Source organism: Bacteroides intestinalis DSM 17393, from assembly GCF_000172175.1.
Classification (GTDB): domain Bacteria; phylum Bacteroidota; class Bacteroidia; order Bacteroidales; family Bacteroidaceae; genus Bacteroides; species Bacteroides intestinalis.
In genome coordinates this window covers 483649-499995 of record NZ_ABJL02000007.1, presented here as the reverse complement: position 1 = coordinate 499995, position 16347 = coordinate 483649, and the positions used below count along the sequence as shown (strand labels likewise).

General features: G+C 43.2%; 7 protein-coding genes. All 7 read right to left on the bottom strand.

All coding sequences use genetic code 11. From position 1 onward, the window contains the following. Nucleotides 1-24 precede the first annotated feature (24 nt). Nucleotides 25-3147 (bottom strand): SusC/RagA family TonB-linked outer membrane protein, encoded by a 3123-nt coding sequence (locus BACINT_RS05860; protein ID WP_007661339.1) that lies wholly within the window; start codon nt 3145-3147, stop codon nt 25-27. A gap of 334 nt (nt 3148-3481) precedes the next feature. Then, on the bottom strand, nt 3482-6217 hold the full coding sequence (locus BACINT_RS05855; protein ID WP_007661338.1) for an MGH1-like glycoside hydrolase domain-containing protein: 2736 nt from the start codon (nt 6215-6217) through the stop codon (nt 3482-3484). Between the two features lie 11 nt (nt 6218-6228). Beyond that, a complete protein-coding gene (locus BACINT_RS05850) occupies nt 6229-8775 on the bottom strand; it encodes a glycoside hydrolase family 31 protein (RefSeq protein WP_007661337.1) in 2547 nt (848 codons plus the stop codon). 372 nt (nt 8776-9147) lie between these two features. Further along, on the bottom strand, nt 9148-12105 hold the full coding sequence (locus tag BACINT_RS05845; protein ID WP_007661336.1) for a glycosyl hydrolase 115 family protein: 2958 nt from the start codon (nt 12103-12105) through the stop codon (nt 9148-9150). Nucleotides 12106-12125: 20 nt separating this feature from the next. Continuing rightward, entirely contained in the window at nt 12126-13232 is a 1107-nt protein-coding gene (locus BACINT_RS05840) for a glycoside hydrolase family 88/105 protein (protein WP_007661334.1), read from the bottom strand. Between the two features lie 62 nt (nt 13233-13294). Next, nucleotides 13295-14443, bottom strand: a complete 1149-nt coding sequence (locus BACINT_RS05835) for a glycoside hydrolase family 130 protein (protein ID WP_007661330.1) — start codon at nt 14441-14443, stop codon at nt 13295-13297. Between the two features lie 36 nt (nt 14444-14479). Beyond that, nucleotides 14480-16342, bottom strand: a complete 1863-nt coding sequence (locus tag BACINT_RS05830) for an FAD-dependent oxidoreductase (RefSeq protein WP_007661327.1) — start codon at nt 16340-16342, stop codon at nt 14480-14482. Nucleotides 16343-16347 lie beyond the last annotated feature (5 nt).

The window sequence follows — 16347 nt, the reverse complement described above, 5'->3', positions numbered from 1 at the left end:
TTATTTAATTATCGTTCTATCAGATTATAAGGTAATGTCTACACCGAATGTCCAGATACGTGGAGTGATAGCCTTAGTCAAAGGATCGGAAGTTCTCCACTTAGAGATAACGAAAGCGTTATCCACATTGATACTGAATCTCAGGTTATCAATCATGAACTTGTTAATCAGCTTCTTCGGGAATGTATAAGACAATGCCATATTCTGCATTCTTACGTAGTTTCTCTTTTCGTAAATATTCACACCCGGGCTATCAATGTTCGCACCTAAACGGGCGTATTTTGAATTTGGATTCCAGGGCGTCCAATATTCAGTCCAAACAGAGTTTGAAGTATTGTAGAAGCGATTAGTTTCGTTTCTTGGCAGATTATCAATATCCATCCAGCCGAATTCTCCACGCAGTACGAAAGAGAAGTTGATACATTTGAACAGATTCAGGTCACTGCTCAATGTCATACGATGTTTCGGAGTCTTTGTACCCAACCAAAGTTTATCATCGTCATTAATCTTACCATCATTATTGACATCCAGCAATCTCGGGTCACCCGGTTGTTTACCATATTTTGCAGCTTCCAGTTCTTCACCCAGTTGCCATACGCCAATCCACTTATAATCATAGATCTCATCAATAGCATGTCCGATATACCAGCCGTTCTGTACATCATCATCCTCACGCTGGCCGATAACGTTACCTTCTGCATCCAGCACGTCAATCATATCACCATACAGATGTTTGATTTCATTCTTGTTAGTAGAATAAGTGAAGGTAGTACCCCAACGTACATTCCGGGTATTCACGTTTACACTTGACAAAGTCAACTCAGCACCCTGATTGGCAAGTTCTCCCAGATTGGAGGCAATCTTACCGTATCCGGAGATTTCGGGCATGGCACGGTCCATCAACAAATCGTTCGTTTTATTCTTATAAAGTTCCACAGAACCGCTTAACCGGTTGTTGAACAACCCGAAGTCGACACCGAGGTTAAAACCGGTAGTCGTTTCCCATTTCAAATCTCTGTTGGCCAAACTTGAAGGATATACACCTTTATAGTTTACACCATTCTGAATAACATTGGTAATAGTCAATCTTGAGAAAGCGGCATAACGACCGATGTCACGGTTACCGGTCTGTCCCCAAGAGAGACGCAGCTTCAGGTTATTAATCCATTTCACATCCTTCAAGAACTTTTCTTCTGACATACGCCATCCGGCAGCAACTGTAGAGAATACACCGAAAGGATTGTTCTGTCCAAAAGCAGAGAAACCATCACGACGTACAGAACCGGTCAGCAAATAACGGTCCATCAAAGAGTAGTTCAAACGCCATAATAAACCATTACCAGTCTGCATTTCATCGTTTGCGCTGACAGTAGGAGTAATACCGGCCTGAATGCCATGATAACTCAATGCACCATTCGGTTGGAAACCTTCATTGTTTCCCGTACTTTGCCAGTTCTGATATTTTTCAGCAGTATACACAAAGGTAAAATCAAAGTTATGTATTTTAGCAAAAGTGCGGTTCCACTTCAGCATATTATCAATGCTCCACTCGTAGTCAGAGTAGTCCACACGTTTTGCTTTGCCACCGGCTACCACACCCGGTTTGATATCAGAATCAAAATAATAATCCTTTCTCCAACCATAACGTACGTTGAAAGTAGTCTGCCAAGTGAATCCGAACGGAAGAGTCAACTTACCATACACGCTTGAGTTGAAGGTTTGTGTTCTATAATATTTATCATCTACTGAACGATTCAGCAACGGATTGGCAACGCGGTTGTCATCCCAAGGTCTAACTTTGATGCTTCCGTCAGCTTCATAAACATCACCAAAAGGACTGGCTGCCTTGGCTGCACCTGTATCCGCCTTAATATCATCCGAACCTTTATGAACGAATTGCGCATTCAAACCGATATTCAGCCATTTTGTAATCTCAGTATCCAAATTCACACGTGATCTTGAAGCACGGAACTGATCGCCTACAACAATACCGTCATTATTGGTATATCCTAATGAGACATAATAGTTGGTTCTCGCTGTCTTTCCGGAAACAGACGCACTGTAATCTTGTCTCAAACCATTCTGGTAAACAAGGTCCATCCAGTCAACGAATTTACCGGCTTTGTAATTGGTAACCTCAATGGGATTGAATTCCAAACGTTGCATCCAGGTTTCAATGTAATCACCGGAGAAAGAGGGATCATAAGCAGCCCATTGATCGCGGGAAACTCCTTCAGGCAGATGGTCGGGATTATCATAGTAGCCTAAACCTTTTTGTTGGTCTCCCGGTTTGAAGTAGTCGATTGTCTTATAATAATCAGAACGTCTCTGCATGTATTGTTCGGCAGTAGGCATTTCAGGCATAAAGGTTGCTTGCGCCACACCGATTTTGGTACTTACATTAATAATAGGCTTTTCAGAAGTACCTCTCTTAGTATTAATAAGAATAACACCTGCCGACCCTTTAGAACCATAGATAGCAGTAGAACTGGCATCCTTCAGGATATCCATACTTTCAATGTCATTCGGGTTAATATCTCCAATGTTACCATAGAATACTACACCATCCAGAACAATCAAAGGAGAAGTACTTGCCTTCAATGATTGTTTACCACGAATCAGAAGTCCGGAAGCACCACCACCTGCTTCAGTAGAAGGTGTTATATGCACACCGGGTACAGTACCTACCAGGAAATCAAGAGCATTTGTTGCAGCTCTGTTCTTGGTCACTTCATCTCCAACGTGTGCTACAGCACCTGTTACGTCTTTTCTTTTCATTGTACCGTAACCAACTACAACAACTTCATCCAGCAACTTAGAATCTTCAACCAACGTAACATTCAAAGTTTTGGTGTTAGCATCAATTGTTTTTTCCTGGGTTTGATAACCAATGAATGAAAACACTAAAGTAGATTTTTGCGCAGGAACACTCAATGAATACTTACCGTCCAAATCGGTAATAGTACCCAAAGCAGCATTACCCTTTACAGTTACGTTTACTCCAATAACTGTTTCGCCCGTGGCATCTTTAACGACACCCGTAACGATTCTGCCCGACTGAGCTTGAATATAAACTGTAGAGATCAGGAATAATAGTAGCATCCTAATCCTCGCATCAGAAAAGAATTTTGAAATCTTCTGCTTCATAATATTAAATTTTAAAAAATTGTAAAGACTTTCTTGGCTTTAAAGCAAGACAAAAGTAGAGATTCAATTAAATAACCAGCAATAAACTTATCCCTAAAAAGAGAAAAAACGTCTCATTTTCGCAGTCAGAAGGCTATAAAACTGCGGCAGATACAAAATTATCAGTAATGAGACAAATATCTTATTTTGCAAAGTTTCATTTGTAATGAAATGTATCGATCTGTTTTAATCTGATAACACAAGATGCCCATTTCACCGTGTGCGAAATGGGCATCTTATACCTCACAGAGGTTAATATTGAATATGAAAGAAAATAATGCTCTTATGAATAACTCTAATTAAGAGCCCGAATTATAAGTTCACCGGTTTTATTAGTAGCCGGTAATGTGATTTCTAACATTCCGGGATGGTCAGATCTGGATTTAACAGACTTACCATTGAACAATACTTCATACTTATATCCTGCATCCATGCAGACAATCATACAACGCTCATGAGCCTTTGTCGAATCGTCAAAAGAGATATCAGCCTTATATCCAGAACAAGTACTATTGAATTCGCTCTTCGTAATCCAGACCTCAAAGCCGGTAGAAACTTTACCCGGCTTATAATAGGCAGCAAACCAATTCAAAATAGGTGATGAAAGTCCGGAAAACTGGTGCCACCCCGCTCCTCTTCCCGAAGAGATAATGAAATGCTCAAACGTAAAATAGCTTGCTGCACATTCCTTTTCCCAATTATCCAGGGCTGTATGCGCCACCCGGTAGGCTTCTTCTCCCTTACCTAAATCTAAAAGAGTTTTCCACATTACCCACTGATGGGGAAACCATACGGCACCATTCCAATACCCATCTACTTTATAATAAGACGCAGACTGGTCTACCGTTGAAATTCCTACTTTTGTCCATAACTCATCGGGAGAAAACAGATGTCCCACCAACCTATTTACCTGATCCGGAGAACAGATACCTGCTGTCAAAGGAGTCACTCCATCCAACCCCTTGTTAAAGTTCGACCGGTCCTTATACCGTAAGATTTCTTTCGCATTCTCCAAGGAATCATGGAGCACATACCCAAAATATCCGCTTTCTTCGTCCCAAGAGTAGGTTTGCAAAGCATTCGACAGTCGTCCGATTACCTGCTCATATTCTTTCATATCCTTTTTCAGTCCCAACTCTTTTGCCGCCAGGCGCAGTATTTTCGCAGCCCGCAGATAATAAGCTGAAGTAACTACAGGAGTCACCAGTTTATTCCCCCCACGTGCATGCTGAGGCGGATAATCGTCCCATCCACCGGAATTATAGAAATAATCCCAGGTGCGAAGCAGACCGGAACCTTTCATCCGGGTAGTAGAGTAAGGATCGTTTCCAACCATAAAGTTAAAGAACTGTTTCAGTCGGGGATATAAGAATTCCAAGGTCTCACGTGACAGGCTATTGTTCCACAAATCAGCGTAAGCATACATCTGGATAGGCAATGGAGTGCCATGATGAATAAAAGCCGATTCACTCCCTACCGGAGTTGTATAGGCCTTGATGCATTCGAAAGCCTTAGCCGGATCCACATCAATCAGTCCCAGTGCAATGAATCCGGAATCCCAAGTATAAAGACTATTCCAGTTCTTGCCCGGTGTGAAATGCCTGATGTACTCTTTCTGCGTATAAACCGGATATACGATATTCGATAAAAGCGAGGCTTGCAATAAACGATTTCCCAGAAGATACTTCTCTCCGCCCGGTAACACTTTATCCTTAGACTTTGCACCTTCCGTAGATTTAACCTGCGCAATCAGTTTATCCGGAGTTGAATGGAAACTCTGCAATTCTTGTTGTACCTGTTCCTTATCTCCTGTGCATACCAACATGTAAATGGTCTGTTCAGAATCTGGTTCCAGCACGACAGGACGCAAAAAAGCATTCGTATAGTGCCACTTCCTATCTCCAACCAGCCTTGACGAGACATGATCGTGCACCTTTCTCCGGAAGAAAGATTCCAATTCACCGTTCAGTATTTCCCGAACTTCCGAATGCTGATGGTTCCAAGCCACCCCATAATAGTTTTCACAGTCTTTGTACTTCAGGATAAAGTCTTTCTTGCTTTTACCTACTTCCATTGCAGGAGTAAAAGGTATCGGCGTACGGACTACTTTTACATTGCTGATATCATCCGCACTGCCTATAAAGAATCCATCCAGACCGATTTCAACGGTACTGCCCGAAATAAGTTCCAGTTTGTATTCTCCCGCCTTCTTATTCTGATAAGGAACTGATACGAAAGAAAATTCTCCCGTACCTTTCAGAGTAACAGATTGTTCTACCAGTCCTTTCAGCTGTAGTACAGCGTTCTCTCCCTTCTTTACCTTAAATCGGATGCCTATGGCTCCGTTTTCCTGATCCGGAAGGATATTCACTTGATAACTCAGGCGGTCACCTTCGCTCCTACCGAAGCCTCTCCCCAGAATCGAACCATCAAGAGACAAAGCGCTACGTTCTTCATTCCGCCGCCACCCATCATATACCAGTCTGTATTGAGGCGATTTCCGAACAGGTTCATTCTCCATATAATCAATGGCATTATACCATTGCAGCCGCGATGCTCCTGTAGCAGTTACCTGCGGATACGTCTCAGGATAGTCTATATAAGCCATCTGGTTCAGAACCAGATTCTGAGGCATCCCTGTATTGTTGACACAATGTATTCCGACCAGCGTACGGTTATCATCCAACACGTAATAAGTGACATCCGTATAAACCTTGTCTTTCCATTCCAATTCATACCTGTAAGTGATGCGATTCACCTCCGGATTTATCTCCCATGGATAGTAAGACGATTCAAACAGGACATGCGGCACCAACTGGCGATTCCGATAATATCCGGGCATCACGGAGAAATCAAAACGTATTCCTTTACTCATATCAGGTATGTGCGAGATGCCTGCATAGCGTTTGGAATAAGGTCCCCATGCATGTAAAGACGCTATATCATGGCTGTCCACCTGGGAGGGCAAAGAAGCCCCCATATAGTGAAAAGCCATGAAAGCGGCCAAAAATATCATCAAATATCGTTTCATCTATCTATTATTTATCGCTTGCTCCAACAAACAGATTGCAAAAACCATGTTGCAAGATCACTTTTCATTCCTTGTCGTTCCAACACTGCAGGCAGTTCATTATAACTTTTCCAGAAATCAGCGATCAAAGCGGGCATTTCGGAGGGAGCATAGGTCACTGCTTCACTCAAACTTCCCATTTTACCAAACTCTTCTTTAAAGACAATGTATGAATTACGATATTTCAGTTGTTCCATACTCTTCGCTATTCTTCGGGATGCTCCAAGAAGTCCATTCAGATCGACCTTTTCAGACGGATAAACGATTTTAACCACCTTTTCCTGATCGCAAGCCTGAGCAGGAACATCGATCAAAAGGGCAAAATCTTCACCTGAGTACTGGTATTTAGCCGGATGTCCATTCACCGTAACAGACTGGGGAATAAGAGAAGAAAGCACCTTCACTTTAAACGGGCGGACAAGAGGCATGTCCTTATAAGCACCCTCACGTTTACCTATCACAAGCGTTTGTTCATTACCATTGCGGACAGAACTCAACTTAGTCACAGCATATTCGGATGCATAATTCTTATCATTACCATTATCTTCGTACAACTTGAACTCGGCAGTATCGCCTCCACCAGGGAAAACCGTTACTGCCATCTCTTCGTCATTGCCATTCAGATTCATCACATTATCCAGATACATGGGCAATATGGCACCTGCCTTTATATAAATCGGATATTCATCAACGGCAAAAGAGCGTTCCACAATCTGATTCCCTTTCAGCAAAGCACCTGTATGCCATTCATACCATTCTCCTTCCGGCAACCATACACGCACCTGTGCATAGTCATTCTCTACCGGAGCAGTGACCGGCATAACCAGCACATCATCTCCGAACATATATTCATTTCGGAACTCATAGGCTTCCTTATTTTCTGGATAATCATAATACATGGGGCGGCAGAGTGAAATTCCGTCATCATACCCCTTGCGGGCCATCGTATAAATATAAGGAGCCATCACATAGCGTTGGCGAATCGTTTCACGAATGATGTCACAATATTCCTTGTTGAACACCCAAGGTTCTTTATTCAATTTAGCCCCTTTCTGAGAGTGCGTACGCATAATCGGGCTTAATGCTCCGAATTGTAACCAACGGGTATACATTTCGGGATCTATCTGACTACCGATATGTCCTCCTAAATCATGGCTCCAATAGCCATACAGCACATTAGAGGCAGTAGAATTGAAATAAGGCTGAAAATCCAATGATTTCCAAGAGATCACCGCATCACCGGAAAAGCCTACCTGATAACGATGGTTTCCTAATCCTCCCCAACGGTGATATAACATCGGGCGAGTCTCCCGGCGCTTTTCCATATCACTAAAGAATGCGTAATTGATCCACCACGTATTACTCAGATTCTTCATCTTCGGGTCAAACATTCCCTGCTGCCAGTCCAGCCACCAGAAGTCTACTCCATCTTTCTCCATCGGACCCAGTATATTCTTAAACATACTCCGGATGAACTTTTTATCGGAATTAACCCAGGGAATCGTCTTCTTTGTCTCAGGATCGACCCCCATGTCTTTCGCCATCTCCGTATAGTTTTCTTCGTATGCAGCCACTCCGTCTGCCGGATGCAGATTGAGAGTAATTTTCAGGTCATTCTGTTTCAGATATTTCAAGAAACCTTGGGGATTCGGAAATAAATCCCTGTTCCAAGTCCAACCGGTCCAGCCTCCTTTACCCTTCTCGGTATAATGCCAGTCCATATCTACCACCAACACATCCAAAGGAATCTGATAAGTATTAAAATTATCAATCAGGTTACGGAACTCTTTATCAGAATACAACCAATAGCGCAACCACCAATAGCCAAACGCATAGCGGGGAGGCAACGGCATCTTACCTGCAAAGAGAGTGTAGTCTTTCAGAGCTTGCTTGTAATCATGCCCGTAAGCCATGAAATACCAGTCCTGCCCTCCGTTGGCGGGACGTTCTTTCGCCCACTCCCAATCCGGATCGTTATCGAACAGAAGTCCTTGTGAATCATCAATAAAAGACCAACCGTCGGTAGCCAGCAAACCGTCTTCCAACTTCAGTTGTTCCCCTTTCTTGGTATCAGCTACCCAAGTTTGAGTTTGCGTCTCACCATCCATTCCGTCCAGAGTGCGGTAAGTACCTTTCAGATTTCCTTTTTGCTGCACTCCGGGCTTCCAAGTGAATGGAAATGCCCCTTTCACCGCTTCAATCACTAGATTGTCTCCGGTAAACTGACCACTGTCTTTTTTATAACGCATCCTCATCTTAGAAGTCGTTATTTCAATCCACGCCCCTTTTGACTTCAGCTTGTAGTCTACATCCGGATAGAGGCGGTTCACCGCAACAAAAGATTTGTTATCTACAAATTTGCCAGCCGGAGCATACTCTAAACGGAGTGTTCCATCTGAGATAACCGTAAAGCGCACATGGTTGTCAGCATATGCTATGTTCTGATGCATATCCTGAGCTCCCAACGATAACAAGATACCTTGTAACATACAAAAGGCAAGTATTAACTTTTTCATCATAGTAATATTGATATTTATGCGAATCAGGGGTTAAATAATGATTCATCGTATATTTCATCAGTTAGCAACTATACTTACAAAAAGTTCGTAAGTTTCTTCCTTTCCTGCAGCTACTCTTCCGACTCGTTGAATGAATCTGATTCAGTCAGGGACTGAATGCCTTTCACTCACTGACTGAATGCCTTTCAGTCCCTGACTCATTGTGCCCCCATCCAGAAGGTATCTGAGAGGGGGGAATGGTGGTGGAAAAGGTAACAAGACAAGAAATAAAAATTACACACAAAAACATAGATTGATTCATTTTTATCGGGTTATGAACAAAATGTGATAAGGTGGTAGAGTGATCTATCACTCTACCACCTTATCCCTCTTTTATTCCTTTCTGGTAGGTCGCGGTCCCATATAAGAACGCTTCATACCACCAAAGTCCAATACAACCTTCTGCAAAACGGTTCCGGCATCTCCACAGATGATTTTCACTGTATGCTTGCCCGGCTTGTCTATATGAAGGGTGGTCTTATTGATTCTGCAATTCTTCAATACGCTCTCATACCAGATCTGAGCATATTCAAAGGAAGAAGTAGACGGATTCATAACGGGACCCTCATCGATACATACGCCATATTTAGTCTCAACATTAGTTGCTTCATGTCCGGCATATCCTCTATCCTTGCTTATGGGGAAAGTAGGAAGTACATAGGTGTAAACATCTACCGATCCCTGTTCAAAAGTATAGAAATCATATTCCAGACGCGGTGTATTACGTCCCGCCGTACGCTGTGCCTTTGCCATAGGATTACCCAACTGAACAGCTGTATTCTCAAATCCCAAGTTCGGAATCACAATCATCTTAATATCATCATTCTCTACCTTACGGTGGAAACTTGCCGCATCCATCGCAACATACCCATTGTTCTCTACAAACAGAGTGTCCATTTCGGCCAATGAAGGAGATGTAGGATTAAAGACGGAGATATAAACAGTTTCTTTCTCACCACGGTCGGACATAATATCCAATGTACCAAGGATTCTTTCACCAGCCGGAACCTTTGCCCAGTCAATGGAAACTTCAATACGCTCTTCGGTAGCTGTCTCTCCGGACTTCTTGCTTACCAAAATCCAATCGTTTGTTACAGATGTTTTCCATTTCAACGGAGTAGCACCTTTATTGAATACATCTATATAGTAAGATTGGCGCAGGTAAGTATTGAAACATGGCAATGAATGGAAGCTTTGCAGACCTTTCAATACTGCCTCACCCTCGGCCATTACACCCAGAGAGGCTGCAGGAGCCAGTTCAACATCTCTCAACTTCGGAAGTTCAAAATAAGCAGCCGCAAATCCTTGCTTCATGGTCATCACATGATTCCATTTACCGTCGAGCAGTGAGTTATATCCTTTGGTTATAACTTCCAGACTGTCATAACAAGCTTTTGCTGATTTCTTCAAATCCTTAGCCGATGCTCTTTGCTGAATAGCATACCAACGGTTTCTTTGTCCGTCCAGTACCATTCTGTTCAACAGTTCGCATCCCTTTACCGGATAATATAATGACTGATAGAAACATGCTTTCTGTTTCTCATCGGACATATTATTCAGAATATTCTCTACGATACCTCCAATACGGCGGTATTCGCTCAAACGGTTGTCCACTTCACGATAGTTGGTCAGTGAGAAGTCCGTATCCGTATTCCGTTCTCTACCATGTTTATCAGTCGTCCACTGGTAACCCCATCCCATAAATTCGGGTTTACGTGCAAAAGCCAGCTTATAGAAAGAATTGACTACATCCTGATACTCATTGCGGTATTGGTCGCCCAACATTCCACACAACCATTCTGTACGATAATTGGCTGCTCTTTCAAAGTTGAAAGCATCAATATCGAAAGCCATTGTCAGGAAGTAATCCACTGCGAATTCACATGACTTAATGTCACCGGCATTCAGTAACCAGATGCGGTCGGCTGTTGCATCATAGGCTTTACGAAGTTCTTCATACATCAATGTAGGAGAAACCGTATTCATCCAAAGGTGATCGTGAGGCTTGCCAAGATAAGAAGAGTGATAATATACACCCGAACGACCCGAACGTTTCTGTTCTTTCGGGCTACTCAAACGTTTCATATAACCGTAATTATCATCCGGCCAAATGATAGTTACATCATCCGGTAGTTCCAAACCTTCATCATATACGTCCAGTACCTCCTTATAAGGAGTAAATGCCTGGGGAATTTCTTCTCCCGGTTTACCGATTGCATCGATCAACATCTGCCTTTGCGCCATCAGAGCTTCCTGAAGCATATCCTTTCTATCACCCATATCATTGCTTGCATTCATGGCTCTGTCATGCAGTCCGCGCAATGCCAGCGTATATACATTTTCAAAAGGAGCGCATTCCTTCACACGGACATTGAGCACGCTGTCTACACCTTTTTTATTATTGATGTAATCCCATTCGCCCATCTTATCGCGTTTCCATTCACTTGCCGTATTAAATAATAACGGTTCGCAGTGGGAAGCTCCCATAAGGATAGCAAAGCGGTCTGCAACCACCCTGTTCTCCGGAATCCGGTGGAATGCCATAGATGCATCGTGCATAGCCGGACACAAATAGTTGGCCTGAAGCCGAAGCAAAAGCTCACAAACTTTGGCATAAGTCCGAGGACCGAAATTGCCCAATTCTTTCTCGAAGTTATCTCTTGACCAACGGTAAAGTCCCCAGTCTTCATCATTGATGAAGATACCTCTGTACTTCACTGTAGGTTCTTTAGAAATATACTTGTCTACTCTCAGGTGTAACTGATCCTTCTTTATGATAGGAGCATCCGCCCACCAGTACCAAGGAGACACACCGATAGTTCTTGATACAGAAAGCAACCCGTAAGCAGTACCTCTGCGGTCGCTACCTACAATTACCAACGCTTTGTCCACACCCGGAAGCGGATTGCGCACAAGCTGTACCAGATAGCTTTCCCAACGATTCTTCAAAGGTTCTACATCCAGTTTCTTCTTTGCAATCATCTGGTCGATCCACTCATTATAACCCAAGGTACCGATGATAATACAGTTCTTTTGAGGCGCTTCTTTGGTAGTAGCAACGCCCAAAAGCTGTCCACTCACCTCTTTCACATCATTTGCAAATAGTCCTGCCGTAGTCTTTACAACTTCAAAGTCTTTTGCGTCATAGTACACGCAGGCTTTATCCTTCTTGCCAACGAGACTAAACACATTAGATCCGCTACTATTCTGTGATAGCGAAACCTGAGCCAGTGCTGCCGAGGAACTCAGCAGCAACATGCCTCCTAATAAAATAGATTTAAAAATTCTCATGCTTTATCGATAATTATGAATTATTTCTCCATCAGGGCAACTACACACCAAAGGTAAGGGCCTTGTGCATGAAAATCACCGGTACGACGCGGACGATCATAATAGTATTGTTTGTCATTCTTCTTATTGGTACCTACACAAATCTCTCTTACCTGATTCTTCTCGGTCAGATAATTCACTAAAGCCATCCATGCCTTGCGAGCTGCGGGCGCATACTCTTTGGCATCCAGCCAACCGTTCTTTACACCCGTAATAAAAGCAAAAGTAAACATAGCAGAGCCTGATGTTTCAGTCCAGCATTCAGGATCATCCAGCAATTGGTTCCACAGTCCTTCCGGATTCTGATATTCCTTCAGACTCTTCATCATAGTCAGATAACCTTCCATGATGCGGGGACGGTCTTTGTGATTCTTAGGTAAGTAACGAAGCAACTCTGTCATACCTGCTGCCATCCATCCGTTTCCACGTCCCCAGTAGAAGGGTACATCCGGTGCATGATAGAAGAGACCATTGGGACGTTGTAATTCATCCAGATACATCACCATTTCTTTAGCTGCACGATCTATATATTTGCTGTCATTGGTCACTTTGTAGGCATGCGTCTGCACAATAGTAATCATATACATATCGTCAATCCAAAGGCGTGTTTGCCATGAATAACCCTTCTCCGCCCACGCTTTCTCTTCAGGTTTAGCATCTTCGGGAACTTCCCATTGAGTATCAGCATAAGGCAATCCCACTTCTTTATAGCGTTCATCCTTCGTCACCCAATAAAGTTCCAAAGGCAAGCTGCCGAACATGTTTAAATCGACATGATTCTTGATAGGCAACAGTGCCTTTTCAGTAGTAAACAAATGCTCAAACCGGGCTTGCAAAAGCTTGATAAGTGCTTTATCTTTAGCTGCTGCCGCATATTTAAGAGAACCGTTCCAATAGAAGGTTTCGGGATAACCAATCCATTTTCCGGCATGTAATGCATGTTTCTCGGTTACAAAACGATAGGAAATGCGTCTACCGATTTCATCGGGGGTATACCCTTCGGGAAAATTCTTCAGCAGACTCTTCTGAGCAATTAATAACTGAAAAGAAAATAATAATAATAATAATGTAAATGCTTTCTTGTACATAACAATTTGGTTCTATCTGTTAAAACTATAATAATTCACACTCTTTGAGGTATCCGATACCACTACTTCACTTTCAATAGCCGCTTTATATCATCACATATAGCCACTGCCACTTTAGAGTCTGCACAGCCGTAATAAAGATATAGCTTCTTCTTATAATAGGCCAATCCTTCGATAAAAACGGTTCCGTCTTTATACTGTCCGCTCTTCTCAAAAGGAGCTTCAGGCATGAAGAAAGGTTTGTCCAAGCGGCCCAATACTTTATAAGGATCTTTGGAATCGAGCAGAAGTTGACCTGCACAGTAAGCGCCTGCCGGATAGTTGACATCCCCTCTCTTCTTGTCATTCTTGCCATTATACATCAATACAATGCCTTGTTTGGTACGGATGGCAGGAGGACCACATTCAGTCATCTGGCTATCAAAGTATCCGTTACGCGGCTTGGCTATCTTCAATAATTCATTGTTCTCATCCAGTACAGGATACCAGTCCGTCAGGTTATCGGAAGTAGCTGCGTGTACGGCATATTCTCCCCAATACATGAAGTACTTGCCATCCACTTTATCGATAACCAGTTTTCCACCTTTCACCTTCGTAAGAATAGAAGCTGACTTCGTTGCTATTCTGGCAAAACGACCGTCATATGCCTTCTCAAAAGCAAGGCCATGCTTAGTCCAGTTTTTCAGATCCTTGGAAGTAGCCACAGCAAGACGGGGAGTCTTCCGGTTCCATGCTGTATAAAGCATTACATACAGTCCGTCTTCGGTCATTGCTACCCGCGGGTCTTCACAACCACCCGGACATTCGATGCTTTCAAATTCATCTCCACCGGGAAAAAGTACCGGACTGTCCAGTCTCTTCATAGTCACTCCATCCGCACTCTCGGCATAACCTATACGGGAAGTTCTTTTACCTATACCTTGTGCTGAATTATCTTCGGCACGGTAAAGCACAACAATCTTTCCGTCTTTCACGGTGGCAGCTGGATTGAAGACATCACTCTCCTCCCACTTCACCTGTTCTTTTCGCATCGGGCAATGGAAAGAGGCGGGTTGTGGTACCAATACAGGGTTAACTCCCTCAGGACGTAAGAACGGGCCAATCACCCAACTCTCTTGTGGTTTCTTGTCGGTATCATCTGAAGAAGGCAGAGTAGAAAAACTACTAAACGACAGAACTCCTATCAGACCCATTATTAGTTTTAATTTCATTTTATTTCTTTGTTTTACATGGTTAAAGTTATCGTTTTACTGACAAATACGCTTATAAATCATGGTCAGAACTTCCAGTCTGGATGTCTTTCCGAGAGTAGCTTTGGGCTTAAACCCACATAATGCACTCCATTCCTGTAGCGTTCCTTCATCAATCGCTCCGTGCAAATTAGCATTCCATTCGGGCAGATATCCTCTCAGCCCCATATATTGCGCCAAGCGGAAGTTAGGATCTTCCGGTCGTAAATCACGAAAGTAGATCAACGTTGCTTTCTGGTCCACCAACAAATCTTGTAATCTGGACATATCTACATCCTGTACAGGCACTTTGCAGTCAATTGCCAACGAAGCAGCAATACCTGCCGCCTGTCCCAACGCCATCCAGCAAGGCTCCATACGCAATGTGGAGAAACCGATATGCGAGCCGGATACAGGTACAGGTAACAGCAAATTTTCTACATTTCGGGGTAGAATAACCCCCAATGGTACCGTATAGACAGCTGTAGGATAGCTAATAAATCCATCCAAGTGTGCTCTCCCAGCTTCCCTTTTCCTGGCAGCATGTGAATCGAGTGCATAATGACTGGCTGTCACACTATTAGCATGCAAAGGTGGGCGCTCACCCGATGCTGTGGGCAAAGCATCCTTAGCAGTGAAGAAATAAACTCCATCAAAGCGTCTTCCTTCGCGTACATAAACCTGCCGGGGAAAATATTCATTATCTTGATATTCATCTTTAGCCAATCCCCATTCCAACATTGCTTTACGGAAATGTTCCGGTAATTCCGGATCATTCTGAGCAAACCAGAATAGCCCCAATGTATAATCTTTTAAACGTTTGGCAAACTTATCTCTCCACTCCCAGGATGAAGTGGGCCACGGCCAATTCTCCTCAGGCAAATCGGTAGAAATAAATGCAGCATGCTGGTTATTGCCATCTGTCTTTTGATTGGGTAATTTCACAATACTGCTCAACTTTCTGATTCCCCAACTGTCTCCGGGTAGCTTGGTTGGATTGCCTGCAGCAATATGACGGCGATTTTCTTCCATCATCTCGTCCGTCACTTTCAGCATAACTCGTTGAGTATTCTTTCCGGTCCATACGTCTTCAATTAATGGCACATATTCATCCCTATTGTAAGATGTCGGTTTCGGAAAAAGAACTCGAATTTTAGGATCATTTGTCAGACAAAGCCGATAATTATATGCCTGAACTGCATTGTCCGCTTCCCCAGTGCTACCACTGGCAGGCAGACTTTTCCAATATTCATAAGCTCGTCCGGCTCCGGGTTCTCCAAATTCAGCTTTACTTTCCCTTCCTATACGAAAAGGCACACCGGCAGCTGCTCCCAAATCCCCTTCATAAGTAGCATCTACAAACATATCACCCTGATAAATCTCTTTCTTCCCATTCTCACGATTCAAGATGCAGATACTTTCAATACGCCCGTTCTTGATAGAGATATTCTGATTTTCAGCATCAAATTGCCGCATTAAGAGCACAGTAATCTTATCTTTATGCTCATTCAGCATATCCTGATAAATGGTTGTCGCAACAGACGGTTCAAAATGGAAGCCATCACTGCAGTCCTTCAACTGTTGAGAGTTTTCTCCATAACGATCTGCATAATATCGCTTAATCCTGGAAGTAAATTCCAGGAACAGACCGGTAGTCGCTTCCCGGGTGGCAATATCCGTTGCTCCCAGCCCGTTGGCAGGAAGTCCTCCAATATGCCGGGTACGTTCCAGAATAACTGAAGTCTTGCCCTGTCGGGCTGCTGCAATAGCCGTCATAATGCCACCGGGGTTACCGCCCACCACCACAATATCAAAATGGTTTTGAGCAGACACTCCCAAACTGAGTAGCAATAAAGCTATAAGGATATGGAATCCCTTCACGCTAT